Source organism: Aeromonas sp. ANP5 (assembly GCF_963870295.1).
Taxonomy (GTDB): Bacteria; Pseudomonadota; Gammaproteobacteria; order Enterobacterales; family Aeromonadaceae; genus Aeromonas; species Aeromonas veronii.
Genome location: NZ_CAWMRY010000016.1, coordinates 49,318 through 65,340, shown reverse-complemented (window position 1 = coordinate 65,340; position 16,023 = coordinate 49,318). Strand labels below are relative to the sequence as shown.

General features: G+C 55.7%; 17 protein-coding genes. 6 read left to right on the top strand and 11 right to left on the bottom strand.

Features of this window, described 5'->3' with window-relative positions; translation table 11 throughout:
• Positions 1–91: 91 nt before the first annotated feature.
• Genes pseF through AACT07_RS11035 form a run of 6 tightly spaced genes read left to right on the top strand, consistent with a single transcriptional unit; the run spans position 92 to position 5,377 of the window.
• Positions 92–787 carry a pseudaminic acid cytidylyltransferase gene (pseF, locus tag AACT07_RS11060; RefSeq protein WP_069527734.1) on the top strand — a complete coding sequence of 232 codons (696 nt, stop codon included), beginning with the start codon at positions 92–94 and terminating at the stop codon, positions 785–787.
• Entirely contained in the window at positions 777–2,033 is a 1,257-nt protein-coding gene (gene pseG / locus AACT07_RS11055) for a UDP-2,4-diacetamido-2,4,6-trideoxy-beta-L-altropyranose hydrolase (RefSeq protein WP_069527733.1), read from the top strand. The genes pseF and pseG overlap by 11 nt, the downstream gene beginning before the upstream one ends.
• A 6-nt stretch (positions 2,034–2,039) precedes the next feature.
• Complete coding sequence (pseI, locus tag AACT07_RS11050; protein WP_069527731.1) at positions 2,040–3,086, top strand: pseudaminic acid synthase; 1,047 nt, start codon at positions 2,040–2,042, stop codon at positions 3,084–3,086.
• Positions 3,079–4,374 carry a motility associated factor glycosyltransferase family protein gene (locus AACT07_RS11045; protein WP_069527730.1) on the top strand — a complete coding sequence of 432 codons (1,296 nt, stop codon included), beginning with the start codon at positions 3,079–3,081 and terminating at the stop codon, positions 4,372–4,374. The genes pseI and AACT07_RS11045 overlap by 8 nt, the downstream gene beginning before the upstream one ends.
• Positions 4,371–4,631, top strand: coding sequence for a hypothetical protein (locus AACT07_RS11040; RefSeq protein WP_069527728.1), 261 nt, complete (start codon positions 4,371–4,373; stop codon positions 4,629–4,631). Before AACT07_RS11045 ends, AACT07_RS11040 begins: the two co-directional genes overlap by 4 nt.
• Positions 4,631–5,377, top strand: a complete 747-nt coding sequence (locus tag AACT07_RS11035; protein WP_069527727.1) for a class I SAM-dependent methyltransferase — start codon at positions 4,631–4,633, stop codon at positions 5,375–5,377. Before AACT07_RS11040 ends, AACT07_RS11035 begins: the two co-directional genes overlap by 1 nt.
• On the opposite strand, the gene AACT07_RS11030 is transcribed toward AACT07_RS11035, so the two are convergent.
• The 11 genes from AACT07_RS11030 to flaB form a co-directional block, all read right to left on the bottom strand.
• Positions 5,359–6,720 (bottom strand): DUF4910 domain-containing protein, encoded by a 1,362-nt coding sequence (locus AACT07_RS11030; protein WP_069527726.1) that lies wholly within the window; start codon positions 6,718–6,720, stop codon positions 5,359–5,361. The genes AACT07_RS11035 and AACT07_RS11030 overlap by 19 nt on opposite strands.
• Positions 6,717–7,121 carry a VOC family protein gene (locus tag AACT07_RS11025; RefSeq protein ID WP_069527724.1) on the bottom strand — a complete coding sequence of 135 codons (405 nt, stop codon included), beginning with the start codon at positions 7,119–7,121 and terminating at the stop codon, positions 6,717–6,719. The genes AACT07_RS11030 and AACT07_RS11025 overlap by 4 nt, the downstream gene beginning before the upstream one ends.
• Positions 7,118–7,873, bottom strand: coding sequence for an AAC(3) family N-acetyltransferase (locus AACT07_RS11020; RefSeq protein WP_069527722.1), 756 nt, complete (start codon positions 7,871–7,873; stop codon positions 7,118–7,120). The genes AACT07_RS11025 and AACT07_RS11020 overlap by 4 nt, the downstream gene beginning before the upstream one ends.
• Positions 7,870–8,103 carry an acyl carrier protein gene (locus AACT07_RS11015; protein WP_005346684.1) on the bottom strand — a complete coding sequence of 78 codons (234 nt, stop codon included), beginning with the start codon at positions 8,101–8,103 and terminating at the stop codon, positions 7,870–7,872. The genes AACT07_RS11020 and AACT07_RS11015 overlap by 4 nt, the downstream gene beginning before the upstream one ends.
• On the bottom strand, positions 8,096–9,715 hold the full coding sequence (locus AACT07_RS11010; RefSeq protein WP_069527720.1) for an HAD-IIIC family phosphatase: 1,620 nt from the start codon (positions 9,713–9,715) through the stop codon (positions 8,096–8,098). Before AACT07_RS11010 ends, AACT07_RS11015 begins: the two co-directional genes overlap by 8 nt.
• 85 nt (positions 9,716–9,800) lie before the next feature.
• Positions 9,801–11,885 carry a motility associated factor glycosyltransferase family protein gene (locus AACT07_RS11005; RefSeq protein ID WP_069527719.1) on the bottom strand — a complete coding sequence of 695 codons (2,085 nt, stop codon included), beginning with the start codon at positions 11,883–11,885 and terminating at the stop codon, positions 9,801–9,803.
• A gap of 6 nt (positions 11,886–11,891) precedes the next feature.
• Positions 11,892–12,191 (bottom strand): hypothetical protein, encoded by a 300-nt coding sequence (locus tag AACT07_RS11000; RefSeq protein WP_139123810.1) that lies wholly within the window; start codon positions 12,189–12,191, stop codon positions 11,892–11,894.
• Positions 12,188–12,610 carry a flagellar export chaperone FliS gene (gene fliS / locus AACT07_RS10995; protein WP_069527717.1) on the bottom strand — a complete coding sequence of 141 codons (423 nt, stop codon included), beginning with the start codon at positions 12,608–12,610 and terminating at the stop codon, positions 12,188–12,190. The genes AACT07_RS11000 and fliS overlap by 4 nt, the downstream gene beginning before the upstream one ends.
• Before the next feature lie 25 nt (positions 12,611–12,635).
• Positions 12,636–14,045, bottom strand: coding sequence for a flagellar filament capping protein FliD (fliD, locus tag AACT07_RS10990; protein ID WP_069527716.1), 1,410 nt, complete (start codon positions 14,043–14,045; stop codon positions 12,636–12,638).
• Between the two features lie 27 nt (positions 14,046–14,072).
• Positions 14,073–14,513: a flagellar protein FlaG gene (locus AACT07_RS10985; RefSeq protein ID WP_069527714.1), complete on the bottom strand. Its 441-nt coding sequence runs from the start codon at positions 14,511–14,513 to the stop codon at positions 14,073–14,075.
• A gap of 33 nt (positions 14,514–14,546) precedes the next feature.
• The gene (gene flaB, locus AACT07_RS10980) at positions 14,547–15,452 is read right to left on the bottom strand and encodes a flagellin B (protein WP_069527712.1); all 906 of its coding nucleotides are present in this window, start codon (positions 15,450–15,452) and stop codon (positions 14,547–14,549) included.
• Positions 15,453–16,023 lie beyond the last annotated feature (571 nt).

The following is a 16,023-nucleotide window of genomic DNA, read 5'->3' as shown; positions in this document are numbered from 1 at the left end:
GAAAAACCAGTATAATATCAAAAATAATCAAAGAGTTGTCATCGATTATCCTGGCGTTGGCCAGTCATTAATCCAGCAGAGAGAGCCCATCATGGCCATCGCCATTATCCCGGCCCGGGGTGGCAGCAAACGCATTCCACGCAAGAATATCCGCCCCTTCTGTGGCCAGCCCATGCTCGCCTATGCCATCCAGGCGGCGCAACAATCTGGCTGTTTCAGCAAGGTGGTAGTCTCCACCGATGATGAGGAGATTGCCAAGGTCGCTCGTCAACTGGGCGCGGAAGTGCCATTTCTGCGGCCAGCCAACCTCGCCGATGATCACACAGGTACCACCCCTGTGGTGATCGACACCATCCAGCGACTCGACCAGCTCGGCATCCAGGCAGAGCACTACTGCTGCATCTATGCCACTGTCCCGCTTATTCAAGCCGATGACTTGAAGGCCGCCCATCAGCGACTGATCGCCAGCAAGGCCCCCTTCGTCTACACGGTGGCTGAATTCGGCTTCCCTATCCAGCGCGCCGTGCGCATGGATGAGCAGGACCGGGTCACCCCCTTCTGGCCAGAACAGATGGCGAAACGCTCTCAGGATCTCGAGCCGGCCTATCAGGATGCAGGTCAGTTCTATTGGGGGACGCGGGCTGCCTGGTTGGGCGGGATCAGCCCCATCGGTGGAGCGGGGATCGGCCATATTCTGCCAAGACACAGAGTGGTCGATATCGATACGCCGGAAGATTGGCATCTGGCCGAACTGCTCTATCAAGTGCTGGCCCAAGATGGCGTTTAAGGTTGCCTTCCGGCTCGATGCCGGCGCCGAGATTGGGCTGGGTCATCTGATGCGCTGTCTGGCCATCGCCGATCGGCTGAAAACGGCTGGCGCCGAGTGCCACTTTCTCTGCTATCAACTACCGACTCACCTGCTGCCACTGCTGCAATCCCACCAGCATCACCCCCTTTGCGCTCTGGACGATGCAGGCCCCTTGCCCATCTTGCGCCCAGCGTGGCTGGTGTGTGATCACTACCAGATTGATCGGCAGATCGAGCAGACACTGGCAATCCACTGTGGTCAGTTGCTGGTGATCGACGATCTGGCCGATCGCCCTCATCATGGTCAGTTACTGCTGGATCAGGGGCCACTACGCAGCGCCGCCGATTACCAGTCACTCGCTCCTGCCGACTGTCGGCTGCTGCTGGGCACCGACTATGCTCTGTTACGCCCTGCCTATCGCCAGCTTGCACGCCAAAAGGTCAGGCGGTGGCAACGTGGCCTCATCTGCTTTGGCGGTGCCGATCCGGCCGGAGCCTGTCTCACGACCCTCAACAGCCTGGTTCGACTGCCTTGGGCCCGCACCATCCAGTGGACCCTGGTGGCGGGCGGCGCCAATCCCTTCTGGCCCGAACTGGAACAGAGAGTGGCTGAACTGGCCGACCTTGATTTGGTGCTGCTGCGCCAGAGCGACCAGATGGCCGACCTGATGAGCCAGCACGACTTCGCCATCGGCGCTGCGGGGGGCATGACCTGGGAGCGGGCCTGTCTCGGCCTGCCGACCCTGGCGGTGCCCATCGTCGACAATCAGCAGTTCAACGATGAAGTGATCGCCAGCTCCCAGTTGGCCGAGCGGCTGACCCTGAGCGAGCTGGCCGAGCCTGAGCGGCTGCTGCCAGCCCTGCAACGACTTGAACAACAGTCAGACGACTACCGCCGCCGTGGCCAGCAACAGGTGGATGGGCTGGGACTGGATCGGCTCACCGCCTGGTTGCTGCCACAATCGGGTTATCAACTGTTGCCAGATGGCCAACAGTGGCAACTACGCCATGATGACAAACTGCTGCTCACCCTAACTCTGGACGGTCAGCATCTGACATGGCAGGCAGCCCGGCCACTTCAACCAACTGAGTGGCAAGAGCTGGCACATCGCTTGCAAACAATTTTCTCCCAATTTCCCCTCTATCTTGCCGAGCCACCGCAGATAGCGCCCCCTGCCCCCTGGCAGCCGGCGCCGCAAGGCTGGCAACTTGGCATAGGAATCTGAACACAGATGCAGATCGATCATCGCCCCATCAACCAGGAACAGGCTCCCTATGTGATTGCCGAACTGTCGGCCAACCACAATGGCAATCTGGACCGCGCCCTGGCCATCATGACCGCCGCCAAAACAGCGGGTGCCAGCGCCGTCAAGCTGCAAACCTACCGCCCGGATACCATCACCCTCAAAAGTGATCGACCGGAATTTCAGATCCACGGCGGTTTGTGGGATGGCCACAGCCTCTACGATCTTTATGAGTGGGCGCACACCCCGTGGGAGTGGCACCAGGCGCTGTTTGCCAAAGGGCGCGAGCTGGGGCTGACGGTCTTTAGCAGCCCATTCGACTTCAGTGCGGTGGACCTGCTGGAATCACTTGACTGCCCGGCCTACAAGATCGCCTCCTTCGAGCTGGTGGACCTTCCCCTCATTCGCTACGCAGCCCAGACCGGCAAGCCGCTCATAATTTCCACCGGCATGGCGAACGAGGCCGAGATCACTGCGGCAGTCGAGATGGCGCTCAAGCATGGCAACGGCCAGCTGGCACTGTTGCACTGTGTCAGCGGTTACCCGGCCCCAGCCGCCGAATACAACCTGCGTACCATCCCTATGTTGCGCCAGCGCTTCGGGGTCGAGGTTGGGCTCTCTGATCACACTCTGGGATCGGCCACGGCCATCGCCGCCACTGCGCTCAGGGCAACCCTCATCGAGAAGCACTTCACCCTGGCCCGCGCCGACGGCGGGCCGGATTGCGCCTTCTCCATGGAGCCGGCCGAGCTCGCCGAGCTGATTGCCTCGGTCAATACCGCTCATGCCGCCCTCGGGGTGGCCGATTACCAGCTCACCGCCAGTGAACAGGGTAACCGTGCGTTTCGCCGCTCCCTCTATCTGGTCAGGGACATTGCTGCTGGCGAGGTGCTCACCGCAGAGCACATCATGTCGGTGCGCCCCGCCCTCGGCCTGCCCCCAGCCGATTACGATCGGCTCGTCGGCAAGCGGGTCAACCGCAGCCTGAGCGCCAACCAACCGCTGAGCTGGGAGTGGATAGACAACGATGAGTGATGATCTCTTCAACCAGCACGGCAGACTCATCAGCCAGCGCTGGCCCGCCCTCTGGCACCGCCTGTTGGCACAGGATGTAGAAAGCCTGCCTGCCGAGCTGACCGAAGGGCTCGGCTCCACCCTCAGCCTCCACGGCATCCAGCTCACCAGCCGGCACGATCGGGTGAAGGAGGCCGAGCTGCAGGCCACCAGCCTGCCCGAGCAACCGGTGCTGCACCTCTACGGCACAGGGCTTGGCGATCTGCCGCGCGCCCTGCTGGGGCGCAGCAGCCTCAAGCGGCTGGAAGTGAAGATCATGAATGGTGCCCTGTTTGCCCTGATACTGCGGCTGCTGGATCAGCAGGACTGGCTGACGGACCCCAGGGTCGAGCTGATGATGGCCGGCGACGAGGGGGAGGTGCGCCTGCCCTTCTTCGCCCTGCCGCCCGAGCTGCTGCTGGTGGAAGATGCCGCCGCCCGCATCCGCGATCGGCTGGTGAGTGAAATCGACTTGCCGTTCGCCCGGGCCAGGTTCGACGCCGAACACCCCGATGTCACCCGGCGGCTGGCGGAAAACCGCGATCTGCTGGCCGGCGACGGCGATGTGGCCTCCCTGTTCGGTCTGGCTCAGGGCAAGCAGGCGCTGATCGTGGCGAGTGGCCCAACCCTGCAGCACAACCTGGCCACCCTGCAGGCCCAGTTGCAGCGCCGCCGGCAGGAGTACCTGCTGATCAGCGTCGATACCGCGCTGGCGTTTTTGCTCAGCCACGGCATCCGGCCCGACATCGTCGTCACCATCGATGACGCCATCCACGGCAACCGGCTGCCCGCCGCCCAGTCGGCCCAGACCACCCTGGTCTATTACCCCACGGTTCCCACGGCAGCCCTGCTGGCCTGGCAGGGGCCACGCATGACCGCCTACTCCCGCAGCCCCATGTATCAGCAGCTGCGACAGACGCTCCCCAAGGGCGTGCTGCACTCGGGCGGCAGCGTCATTCATCCCGCCGTGGATCTCGCCGTGCAGATGGGTTGCCACCAGGTCATCCTGCTGGGCACCGACTTCGCCTTTCCCGGCGAACTCACCCACTCGGGCTGGGCCGATGGTGCCCTCGGGCCCAGCGCCGCGCTGGCCCTCAGCTGGGCCCTCGACGGCCATGGCCGGCGGGTCAAGACCAATCCAAACTTTTCCGCCTACCGCACCGAGCTAGAGCGCTACATAGCGCGCCACCCCGAGGTGCAGTTCTGGAACTGCAGCCGGGAAGGGGCGGAGATCGCCGGCTGCCGCTATCACCCGGAGTACGTGCAATGAAAAACGGCCAGATCACCCGCCTCACCGCCCTGGCACACCAGTTTCGGCTGGGGCAGTCGGTCGCCGCGAGTCAGGCATTGCCGGAACTGCTGCAAGAGGTGCTCACCGAGCAGGGCAACCTGCCACCCGGACTGGTAGCTGCCCTGCTGCAGTGCCAGGAGCGCCAGGACTGGCTGGGACTGGCCGACTACCTCGAATATGAAGTGGTGCACTGCCTGTCGACCCCGGCCGGCGAAACCACCACAGGAGACCATTGATGATAAAGGCCATTTCCAACGCCTCCGAGCAGGAGCTGTCACGTCGCCAGACCTTCAGCGAGTTGCTGCACGCCAGCCCGCTGCCTGCGGCCGAGCTGCAGAACAACCTGGGCCTCTACCTCAAGCGCCAGTCGCTCTCCCGCATCCTGTTCATGCACGAGCTGTATCAGAAGATCGTGCCAGTCCACGGTGTCATCATGGATTTCGGTACCCGCTGGGGTCAGAACCTGGCGCTTTTCTCCTCGTTTCGCGGCATGTATGAGCCTTACAACTACAACCGCAAGCTGGTGGGATTCGATACCTTCAGCGGCTTCCCTTCCCACGCTCCGCAGGATGGATCGGATGCGGCCATCCAGCCCGGAGCCTACGGCGTCACACCCAACTATGAACAACATCTAGCGCAGCTGCTCGCCGCCCATGAGGCGGAAAGCCCGCTGGATCATATCGTCAAGCACGAGCTGGTGAAGGGGGATGTGACCGAGACGCTGCCGGCCTATCTGGCTCGTCAGCCGGAGACCATGGTTGCGCTGGCCTATTTTGACTTTGATCTCTACGAGCCGACCCGCCGATGCCTCGAGCTCATCAAACCGCACCTGACCAAAGGATCGGTGCTGGCATTTGATGAGCTCAACTGGCCCGCCTTTCCGGGAGAGACCCTGGCCCTCAAGGAGGTGCTGGGGCTGGATCGCTACGCCATCCGTCGCACCCCGCACAACCCGGGACCAGCCTATCTGGTGATCGAGTAGTCCGGTTGCGGGCTGAGGCGACGCAGCAGCCCGGCATCCAGTAGCATCCGCGCCAGCGGCTCCACCCGCCAGAACGGCGCCCCTATGGTCTCGGCAATCTCGAACAGGGTCAGCTTGCCGTCGCTGTAGGCCAGCAGATTCATCATCTCCCTCACCTGCCAGCCCGAGTAGCGGGTCGACAAATCCGGATAGAGCCCCCGCTTGCCGAGTTGGGGCTCGCCCAGCACGGTGACCTCGCAGCGCTCGTCCAGCTCCAGACACTCGATGGCCCGGCGCAGCGCCATGAAGCCGCCCGCCAGACCGGCCGGCGTCACCAGCGAGAGGTCATCAAGCGAGGTGTGGTACTCGGCATAACAACCGTATCTGCTGCGCATCACCGAGGTGACCGGCAGATCGATGCCGGGTGCGCACAGCTGCCGCTCGTTGGAGCCCCGCTCCAGGAAGCTGTAGGCATGGTAACCCGGAGCCAGATGGCCGAGCACATGGCGACCGATGCGATCCGCCAGCGTGTTGCCCTGGCGTGAGGGCAGGAAGGAGTAGCTGCGGTCATCACCAAGGCAGGTCAGATTGAAGCCGGCCAGAGTGCGCTGCTTGAGCTGATCCAGATGGCGGGAGAGATAGACGATGGCCCCCAGGGTTTCAGGCACCAGCATCAGCCGGTAGCTGTAGCGGCGTGTTGGCAGTGACGCCAGCCAGGCCATCAGGAAGACGCCGACGCAGGGGCCGGAGAGCTCGTTGTTGGCCATGGAGGGGTGGCAGGTGTAGCTCGACAGCAGGATCTCCTGCTCGCTCTCCCCCGGCAGCACCCAGTCACCATAGGTGAGCGAGCCAGGAGCCAGGGTGGCATCGATCACCACCTGATATTGCCCCTCCGGCAGCGCCTCTCGCAGCCGATGGGGTAGACAGAAGCCCCAGCGACGCTTGTAGTAGGAGGTCACATAGGGAATGGCGTCTGGCTGCTCGGGCAGAGAGTGAAGATGGGGCTGCAGCTCGGCCAGCGAGAGGGTGCAGCGCACCGGCTCCGAGTAACCGACCAGATGCAGGTTGTGATCCTGGAAGTCCACCACCCTGCGTCCATCCGGCCCCACTATGTAAGCCTCCCGCACGTTCCACTCGTCAGGCACTGTCCAGTCGAAACACTCGGTGCCGCTGGCCACTTCATGGATCTGCAGCTCGGGCAGGCAGTGCTCGCGCCACAGGGCCAACGACTGTCGAACCCCGTCCCCGGTCAGGCTGCGGTTGAGCGGAAACAGCAGGGTGAGCAGTCGATGCAGCTGTTCACCGACCTGTGCCTGGTCGTCCCAGTCGGTGGGCAGATAGCCGCTCTTGGGTAGAAAACTCATGGGGTGGGTGCCTCGATCAATTCGACAATGTGGCCAAGGGGGCTCAGGAAAAACTGGACGTGGGCGCCGCCAAACGCGATGGCCGGCTGGCTGGGCCCGAGGGGAAGATGACGCTGGGCCCGCAGTTTTTCGGCAGCCATTGCCAGGTCTGCCACCTCATAAGCCAGATGATTGAGCAGGTTATGACGGGTACGTAACGCCTGACTGACGGGGCTATCATCACTGGCAGGAGCAATCAGTTCATAGCAAATCCCCGCATTATCATAGGCAAAACAGATATGCACCCGCTGCAAAGGATCGAGCACCGGCTCGCTAAAGCGGGAAAGCCCGAGGGTCTCGCAGCAATAGCGTACGCCAAGCTCCAGTTCGGCCACCACCAGTCCAATATGGTGCAGTTTCATCTCCCCTCCCTGATAAGCGCATGGGGATGGGCAGCGATCAGCTCTTTTGCCACCGCGGCAAAGTCGGCGCAGCGAACGGCCCAGACTGGTAACCGGCCAAATAACCCCTGGTGCCATCTGCCCTCATTTTTAAGGGCTTCAACCAGACGGGAAAGATCTATCTCGCTGGCCAGATCGAGTCTTCGCACAAAGTAGTCACAATGCCAGGGGCGCACAATTCCCTGCTCGCGGACATCACCCTCAAAGCGTTTCATAAAGCGATAATCGACACCTAGTTGCTGCTCGACATAGTGGGTGAAGGTAATGCGATCGGGATGACAGGCAAAACCGGCAATCCAGCCATCGTGGGCCGCCAACCAAGCGAAGGGGCTCTCTTCACCAAAGCAGTCATGACCCCCTGCTGCAACCACCTGATCACGCCCCGCTCCCCATACCGCAACGCTGAAGATAGGATCGCGAGTCCGCGCAACCCCTGGCAGAGTACGAAACTGCTCCGTCATCAACCCGACCTCACTGGGGGATGTCGCCCTGTCGAAACAGCTCTGGCGAGTCAGGCTATACGTGAATGTTGGCACCAGCAGAGTACCCTCGTTTCCAAGCCACTCCTGCATCCCAAACCAAAAAGCATGTATGCCGGCTTCATTGCCCCGTCCTGGAAACTGGGACACAGCCATGGCGTCAGAGTGAACCATGATAGCGCTCCCTCGAGCGATCCCGAGGGAGCCAAGAACATGAGAGAGAGCTTCAATCACAGCACAAGACCACGACGCAACAGCGCATCACGAATGTCCTGAAGCTGTTTCATCGTCGCCAGCTCTTCAGGCTCGAAGCGTACCGAGAACGTCTGCTCAACCAGCAACAGAAAATTGAAATGACCGAGCGAATCCCATTCCGGAAAGGCCCCAAGTCCCAACTGATAGTCGCCTCGCGTGACGGTTGCAGAAGGAAACTGCTGTTCCAACAGAGTGAAGAGATCAGTCATGGTGATAAAACTCCAAAAAAGGCAAATTCAGCTGTTCGAGCGCCAGACTATGGTAATGCTCATGGGAAAAACGGGCGGGATCCGGATTATCACAGGGGGTCAACGACAGGGATGCCAACCATGTCAGCGCAGGTTCATTACGTTCACAACGTTTCGAGCCAATAACCAGACGCTCGATCCCTGCCTCGCGCAATGCAGCCGAGACTGCATCCAGTAACCAATATTCGAGTCCTCTGGACAACACTCTGCAACTCAGAGCCAGCGTGTCAAGCAATGCCAGTTTGGGCGTGATGTTTATGATCAGCACCAAGCCAACCAAACCATGATCAGCAAAGCGATCCTGCAACGACACTAGCCAGCACCAGCCAGACTGCGCCAGCCGTTTGAGCTCGCTCGCCTCATATCGCTGACAGGAGAGATTAAACTGGTTGGTTTTATGGATGATCTGCTCGGCACGAGCAAGGTTATCCACCGCCAACGGCTGTATCGCTGCACGCAACGACAAGGAGGCGAGAAAATGTTGTTCACTGCCAACCTCGTTACGTAACTGGGCGGCGTCTGCCAATGCCAGGTAGGAGGCCTGACGAAGAGCGTCATCACCACTGAAGGTGCGCGAGAACCCCCCATAAGTGAGCAAGGTTGTAGGCCATGCCCAAATATCTGCTGGTGGTTCAATGACATCGACTTGTGGCAGAGCATGGCGAACTTCAGCCCTTTCCAGGGGGGAATCATCCCAGAAGACCAAGGCCTCAAGCCCCAGATTGAGGCTGGCAGCAATATGTCGCAAACCTTGAGATTTAGAGCCCCAACCAATGGCAGATGCTGCAATATTTCGCCTTTTGAGTCTCATGGCGCCATGCTGCTCAAACACCAGCCAAACATCTGCAGGCTCGTTTTTAGAGCACAATGCCAACAACACGCCGCGCTGATACCAGTAAAGCGCCGCATCCTGAAACGACTGATAGAGTTTGCCGAGACCGTCCTGACCAAGGTAAAGGCCAGTCAACCCCTCTTCACCCACTACCCCCCCCCACAGGGTATTGTCACAATCGAGCACCAGCACCTTGCGTATTGGCGCCTGATCAAGCATCCAACGCGCGGCAATCCAGTCGGCAAGGCTGGTCAAGCCGTGCATCGAGAGAGGACAAGAAAGAAGGTAACGATTACGCTCGTCCACACAATGGGCTCGCCCCTGCTCAGAGAGCCAGCGACCCAGCCCCAAATCCCTAATGTGGTGACGTGCAAGCGCTCGGGTAAAGCAGACATCCAGCTGCATCATCCAGGGATGAAGAGCGCTACTCACACCGCCGCCTTGCAGTGAACAGGCACCGAGATAAAGATGAGGGAGCCCCCGCAGTGGCGAGAGCAATGCTTCCAACCAGGTGTCGATGGTCTCGGACAATGCGGGTTCAGCCAAGGTGTACCAATGCTGGCATTCGCTGTCGGTCAGCAGTTGCTCCCAAAACCAGAGCACCAGATGTCCGTCACAAGCGGCCATCGGCTGCCATTGACCTTGAGGACAAAATTGCAACTGTGCATGTCGGGCCAAAGGAGCCCATGCCACATTACCGGGCATGAGAAATGCGGTGGATGCCAGGGAAAGGGTGGCCATATATGCACCTGAAAGGATTAAATACTTCTATATCATACTGTTAGGAAATGGAGATGAACAGAGTCATCCCCATCCGATTCAAGGACTAGCGCTTGAACACATCCAGGCCGGTAAAGTAGGTGGTATCATGGCCATCGAACGCATCGGCATACATCACTTTGCTGTCCTCGAAAAATAACTCCAGGATTGCCTGCGCCTCTTTTATCTTGACCGCCAGTACCTCGGGTTCTGCTGTCACCTGCGACATCATCAGGCTGATGATATTGGCGTAGAAATAGTTCATTGAACCGATCAAGACCCGATAGAGATGGGATTCGCGGCTCATCAACAGATAAAGCAGATAGTCGTGATGGCGTTGCATCATAGCCAGCACCGCGTTGTGCTCACAGGCTACCTGGCGCCAGTCATCACGGAACTTGTCCACAAGCTCAACGAACAGCGGCACCTGCAACGCAGCGGCAAAATCAAAACTGGCCATGTCAAAAGGCTGGAAACAAGTCGCCATCACTTCATCCATGAGTGCGATCTTGTCAAGTACCGGCCATTCTGGTTGCAACGATTCAACACGGCGAGGGATCGCCCCTTCGATATAAGCGCCGTCACTACTGTTGACGCACTGCATCTCGGGATAATCACGCAATACACGGGCCATATTATGAATGGCCAGTCCAAATAGATGGTTGATACGCACTTCGTTGCCAAAGTTACCCGGTGCCGGGAAAGTATTCTTTAAGTTTTCCTGGTATTTAGCCTCTTGCTTGTCGTTGTAATAGAGACTCAGGCTGGAGTGATGCTGTCCGGCTGTTTTATAGCCATTGTCGATACCAAACAAATACACCTGCTTGAAGCCAAGCAAGGCCGCATAATTGAGGCCGGTATTACCAACGAACGGATTGGAAAATTCGATATTATCGTACTCGAATGCCTGACCAAACGCGCTAATCAGCATGGAGAACATCGGCTCATTGGGCTTGAATGCCAATCCTGTTTTGCGAAAAAAGCGCTTGCATTCAGGATGGATGACATCAACGCTCAGAAACACCGTATCCTTGATAAAGTCATCGGCATTGAGAATATTCAGAAAATCCGCAGAGCTTTTAGTTCGCTCCACTGCAACGTAGATATCCGGTTTGACGCCAGCTTTATACAGCGCACTGACCGCCGTACCACATGCGATGATGATGGCCTGCTGCTGATGCTGCCGGATGAACTCGATGCTCTGATCCAGTGAGGGACCATTGCCAACCACAAAGACCGGGACCTGTTCGAAGGGACGGCTATCCCTCCAGCGTTTCAAAAAGGGGGTGCCATCTTGCAGATGGGTGTGGCTATGGGCAAGTGCATAGATGTTGTCATCAAAGAACCCCCACCCCGTCTTGAGCAGATAAAACTCCCTTTCTACCTGTGTTATCAAGGCGTCTAGCTTGGGAGAGTGGTAATGGCAAAAGGAGAAATAGCTTGCCGACCAGAATGCGCCCTTGCGATGCAGCGCCTCCATCATGTCAGCGACCAGTAATTGCTCGTCAACACCGATAAAGAGATGAAGGCTGATCGACTCCTCATCCATGTAGGCGAGCAGCTGATGCCAGTCAAAGCAGAAAAGCGAGGCATAAAACATGTCAAGATCAGGCTCAAAAGCAAACAGATTCTTGATCTTGCACTGTTCATACAAGCAACCGAGCTGGTAGCCCAAACCAATGCCATACATCAGTGCCAGAGGAATATCAGAATGTAATGCCGCGTTGAGACGCAATCCTTCCAGCGCTGACTTCTCTTTTAATTTGGAGATTTCATTGTTGTATTTGATATGGATTTGGCCGTCGATATACCACTGAGGCACAAAATCGATGCACTGCAAAACGCTTTGTTCAATGACCTCGGCAATCTGCGACTGAACCTCGCTAAATGGATCGTCCCCATAAAGCGAGACGCCCTCGTCAAGCCACAGAATATTGGGAACGCCATTTTCATTACAGAAGAAACGAAAAGGCCTGGCAGGCTGGTATGCTTTGAAAAAGTCATGAATGGCGGGCATGTACTTGGCAAACGCAGCCATGTTGAGTTCATAGCGCAGCGGAAGCACCTCCTGCATTGCAGTTTCTTGCTGCTTTTGCTGCGCGAGTCGGGCCAACTCATTTTCTATATCTGTAATTTTTTTATGAATATCCATGTAGTACTAACCCGCGTTCAGCTTGTACATATCAGATGCTCGACCTGCTTTTGAAAGTTTCCACAAAGCTGTTTCTGTCTGATTCTTTGCATGTTCTATCCGCTCATGTAAGGTTTGAAACTGCACCAATGCTTGCTGGTGCTCCATATCAATAACTACATGTGGCTGGATATGCTGGAAAACAGCATCAAGGAGAATGAGATAATGATCGATCAACTGTTCAGCCGTTTGCACATCCTCCTGGTCGAACAGGGTCAGTAACTCTTGACCTGCTGCGATTAATTCTGGCAAACGGTTATTACTCATTCGGCTCGGCCTATCTTTTGTTGAGCCAAGGCCTTGTCACGCTCCTCGACAGGAATGGCATCCCAACCGCTTTTCACGGTCAGCATCAGATTCATCACCTCATCGATAGCTGTAATATCCATATCACGGCTAGCATCCATCATCCGAAATTTCATATAGTCATAAAGGGCAAAAAGATCTTCGGGAACCTTACCATAAGAGAGATCAAGCGAATCTTGAAGCCCGTTGATGATAGCCATGGCTTTGGAGATAGATTGGGATTTTTGCTCAAAATCTCGACGTTCGATGGCACCGCGAGCCTGAGCCAGACGCTCCAGGCCCCCTTGCATCAAAAGTTGAATCACGCGGTAAGGATCAGCTACTGCCAATTCGGATTGCAGATTCTGGGTGGTATAGGCTTTTATATTTTTACGATACATATGAGACACCACTCATCACTTCAAATTAACTATTTTGGGTATTTAGCAGATTCAAATATGAAGCCGACTTGTTCATCTTGGCCAGCATGGCATCCAGGCTTCCGTAACGGGCACGCAAGGTCTCTTGATACTTGGTCAGCTGAGTGGCAACATCTGACTCTTTGCGGCTCACTTCACGCAGATCTGAATTCAGAGAATCTTCTCGCTTAGCTAGCAAACCACCGGTCTTGGAATAGGTTTCCAGCTGGCTGGCCAACTGACCTGCGACCCCATCCTTGCCGCCAAAAACTGCCACGACCTGATCGAAATTCTTGTCTATAGCCTCGTTGAACTTGGTATCGTCGATAGACAATACCCCCTTGTTATCCATCTTTATACCCATCTGGAAAATCGTTGAGTAAGTAGAGGACTTTTGTGAGGGCTCGGTGATAATGCCATTCATCATATTGACCACGGCACGCGTCGTTGCATCCCCCGCCAGAGCACCGCCATCATTCTGGCTCTTCCCTGCCACTATCGAGTTGCGCTTGCCAAGATCATTACTCTTTTTAACCAGTGCGTTGTAACCGTCAACAAAGCTTTTGACCATGTCCTTGATGCCAGCTTTGTCGGTGGTCACGTCAACTTTGTTGGACTTGTAAGTCTTGGTCACCGAACCATCGCTTGCAGTCGTACTCGTACTATCTGATTCCCTCAAAACTGTCAGTTTGAGGCCAACTATAGTGCCATCAAATGTGTTGGTAGCACTGGTCAGCGTACTTCCATCTACCTTGATTTGAGCATCTTGCGCGGATTGAGTTTTTGACAATTTAGAAGTGAAGTTATCTGCCAACTCAGTGGTGCTTCCGGTGATCTCCAGATCCTTGCCACTCCCACTCACCCCAGAGTCAATAACGAGTTTAGATTTACCATCAGATGTGTTCATGATGTTGACATTAAGACCAAAATTATCACCATCATTATTGATGCGTTTACGGATGGACTGTAACGAGTCCCCCACTTTCACATCAACATCAAAGGTTTTATCACCGGCCTTAAACGTCAAAGTTCCATCTTGAGTGATCATTGGAGTTGTCGAAGAGTCAAAACTGCCTTCAAATTTGCTAGTTTTCGCCAACTTTTCGACAGTTATATCGTATTGCCCGTTAGAGGAACCCGTTTTGCTCTCCACCTTAAGCACCGGATTATCTTTATCCTGGGTAATATTAATCGAGCGTTTGTTGAACGCATCATCCTTGGACATGGCTTGGAGTGTCGTCACAAAAGAGGCGATGGCCGATTTCAACTGCCCAACCCCTGAGAGAGTGATCTGAGCATTGGTCTTCTTGGTGGTGATGGGCTGCATCAGCTGTGCCTTTTTGGCATTGACACTGGCGCTAATCACTGACTCCAGATCGAGTCCGGAGCCGGCACCGGCAGACGTAATTGTGGCCATTCTCACTCTCCTCGTAAAACTTGCGTATTAAATCTCTTTATCAAGCAATAATCCGACTCTTGAGCCACCACCTATAACATCACCTTCACGCAGCTCCTTGAGACGCTTGCTGATAGCCAGCAACTCTTCACTTGGGATCTGACGGATCATTGACTTGGTATTGGCGTCCATCACCTTGATAACAACTTGCTCGAGATCCTTTTCGACGCTGAAGTTGACGGTCCATCCCTGTAACTTGCTGAACTCTTGCAAGTTTTGTACCTCTTTTTCAATATCCTTATCAGAGACATCAGACTTGCGAACCTTTTCTTTAGCTCGCTCCTCTTGTTGCTTTTCCACATCCTGTGTCATCACCCGCTGCTCTTCCGCCATGCCAGATAGCACTTGAGCGGCCGATTGGCCGCTCTTGCTACTTGACTGAAGAGAAGAAGGAGTGACCGATGAGGGAATTCCAATGTCATTGGCCATATCGTCGCTCCTTTTCTATCTCATCACTGCCCGTTAACCCAACAGGGACAGAGCAGATTGCGGTCTTTGGTTGGCTTGCGCCAGGATACTTGATGCCGCCTGCTGCAGGATATTCTGCTTGGTCAGGTTGGCTGTTTCTGTCGCAAAGTCTGCATCACGGATACGCGAACGTGCAGCACTCAGGTTCTCGGACACATTGGACTGGTTGCGAATGGTCGAGTCAAACCGGTTCTGCACCGCACCCAACTCTGCCCGTTTGCTATCCACGGCCTTTATCATGAAATCAAGGTTGGCCATGGCTGTCTGAGCATCTTTAGCGGTTTTAATACTGCTAACACTAGTTGTAGTAACCGCTGTAGTTGCTTTAGCAACAGTATAAGGCTCACCAGTGGTACTGGTAGTTACTGTTGCACTCCCTTTTGTCGCAGATGCAATACCCTTGATCGTGAAAGCAGATGTCATCTTGAAGGTAATTGTTTGCCCTGCATCTGCACCGACCTGGAAGGATCCTTTATAAGTACCATCAAGCAGCTTTTGACCACCAAAAGTGGTATCGCCAGAAATACGATTTATCTCTGTCGTCAGTTGGTCATATTCCTGCTGCAAAGCGACACGATCATCCGTGTTGTTGGAACCGTTCGCTGATTGCTGAGCCAAAGTGCGCATCCGTTGCAACATAGAGGTCACTTCATCCATCGCACCTTCAGCAGTTTGTGCCACAGAAATACCATCGTTAGCGTTACGATTACCTTGGTCCAAACCGTTAACCTGTGAAGTCAAACGGTTGGAAATCTGTAAACCAGCAGCATCATCCTTGGCTGTGTTGATACGAAGACCGGATGCCAACCTGGTATAGGAGGTATCCAGCGATTTGTTGGTATTCATCAAGTTACGCTGGGCGTTCAGTGATGAAACGTTGGTGTTAATGTACATAGCCATAAAATATTCTCCCGAAGAACATGCAACTGCAGGTTGCGTCGTCCAAACAAAACGACGGCCCACCGTTTGAAGAGGAGGTTGAACATTCCTGTCTCTTCAGGCGGGTGTCTGTTTGAACGAACAGGTCACCCGCAGTAGTGCAAACGTTGGATTCCGAACACCCCTCGATTGCTTCACTTTATTTAACGGCAGCACAGAGGCAAGCTTTAGGAAAATTGTTGCCTAAAGCGGCAAGTTTTCTCCGGGAAGCGGCAACAGGATATGAATTAAGCAGCATAACCATACAACTCACAGCTGATGATGACCCAGTTTACAGGAAGAAGGATGTTGGCACGGTTCATGCTAATTGCTGATAGAGTGACGTCAATTTGGCGGCACAATAAAAAGAGGCCGGTAAACCGGCCTAAAGATGAGCATATGCTCAGGAGAATATGACCAAGCGTGACAGAACTGAACAACTGGACAACACTTGGCATCACTAGTAGAGATTTATATCTCTCCCGATAGAACAGAGTGCGACCCGAACACCCCTTTGTTCCATCTCTTGATCAGGGCGGCCTGAACAACCGCC

Excerpts from the sequence above, each read along its gene's own strand:
- pseF (WP_069527734.1), top strand. The coding sequence starts at position 92 with ATGGCCATCGCCATTATCCCGGCCCGGGGTGGCAGCAAACGCATTCCA.
- pseG (WP_069527733.1), top strand. The coding sequence starts at position 777 with ATGGCGTTTAAGGTTGCCTTCCGGCTCGATGCCGGCGCCGAGATTGGG.
- pseI (WP_069527731.1), top strand. The coding sequence starts at position 2,040 with ATGCAGATCGATCATCGCCCCATCAACCAGGAACAGGCTCCCTATGTG.
- AACT07_RS11045 (WP_069527730.1), top strand. The coding sequence starts at position 3,079 with ATGAGTGATGATCTCTTCAACCAGCACGGCAGACTCATCAGCCAGCGC.
- AACT07_RS11040 (WP_069527728.1), top strand. The coding sequence starts at position 4,371 with ATGAAAAACGGCCAGATCACCCGCCTCACCGCCCTGGCACACCAGTTT.
- AACT07_RS11035 (WP_069527727.1), top strand. The coding sequence starts at position 4,631 with ATGATAAAGGCCATTTCCAACGCCTCCGAGCAGGAGCTGTCACGTCGC.
- AACT07_RS11030 (WP_069527726.1), bottom strand. The coding sequence starts at position 6,720 with ATGAGTTTTCTACCCAAGAGCGGCTATCTGCCCACCGACTGGGACGAC.
- AACT07_RS11025 (WP_069527724.1), bottom strand. The coding sequence starts at position 7,121 with ATGAAACTGCACCATATTGGACTGGTGGTGGCCGAACTGGAGCTTGGC.
- AACT07_RS11015 (WP_005346684.1), bottom strand. The coding sequence starts at position 8,103 with ATGACTGATCTCTTCACTCTGTTGGAACAGCAGTTTCCTTCTGCAACC.
- AACT07_RS11010 (WP_069527720.1), bottom strand. The coding sequence starts at position 9,715 with ATGGCCACCCTTTCCCTGGCATCCACCGCATTTCTCATGCCCGGTAAT.
- AACT07_RS11005 (WP_069527719.1), bottom strand. The coding sequence starts at position 11,885 with ATGGATATTCATAAAAAAATTACAGATATAGAAAATGAGTTGGCCCGA.
- AACT07_RS11000 (WP_139123810.1), bottom strand. The coding sequence starts at position 12,191 with ATGAGTAATAACCGTTTGCCAGAATTAATCGCAGCAGGTCAAGAGTTA.
- fliS (WP_069527717.1), bottom strand. The coding sequence starts at position 12,610 with ATGTATCGTAAAAATATAAAAGCCTATACCACCCAGAATCTGCAATCC.
- fliD (WP_069527716.1), bottom strand. The coding sequence starts at position 14,045 with ATGGCCACAATTACGTCTGCCGGTGCCGGCTCCGGACTCGATCTGGAG.
- AACT07_RS10985 (WP_069527714.1), bottom strand. The coding sequence starts at position 14,513 with ATGGCCAATGACATTGGAATTCCCTCATCGGTCACTCCTTCTTCTCTT.
- flaB (WP_069527712.1), bottom strand. The coding sequence starts at position 15,452 with ATGGCTATGTACATTAACACCAACGTTTCATCACTGAACGCCCAGCGT.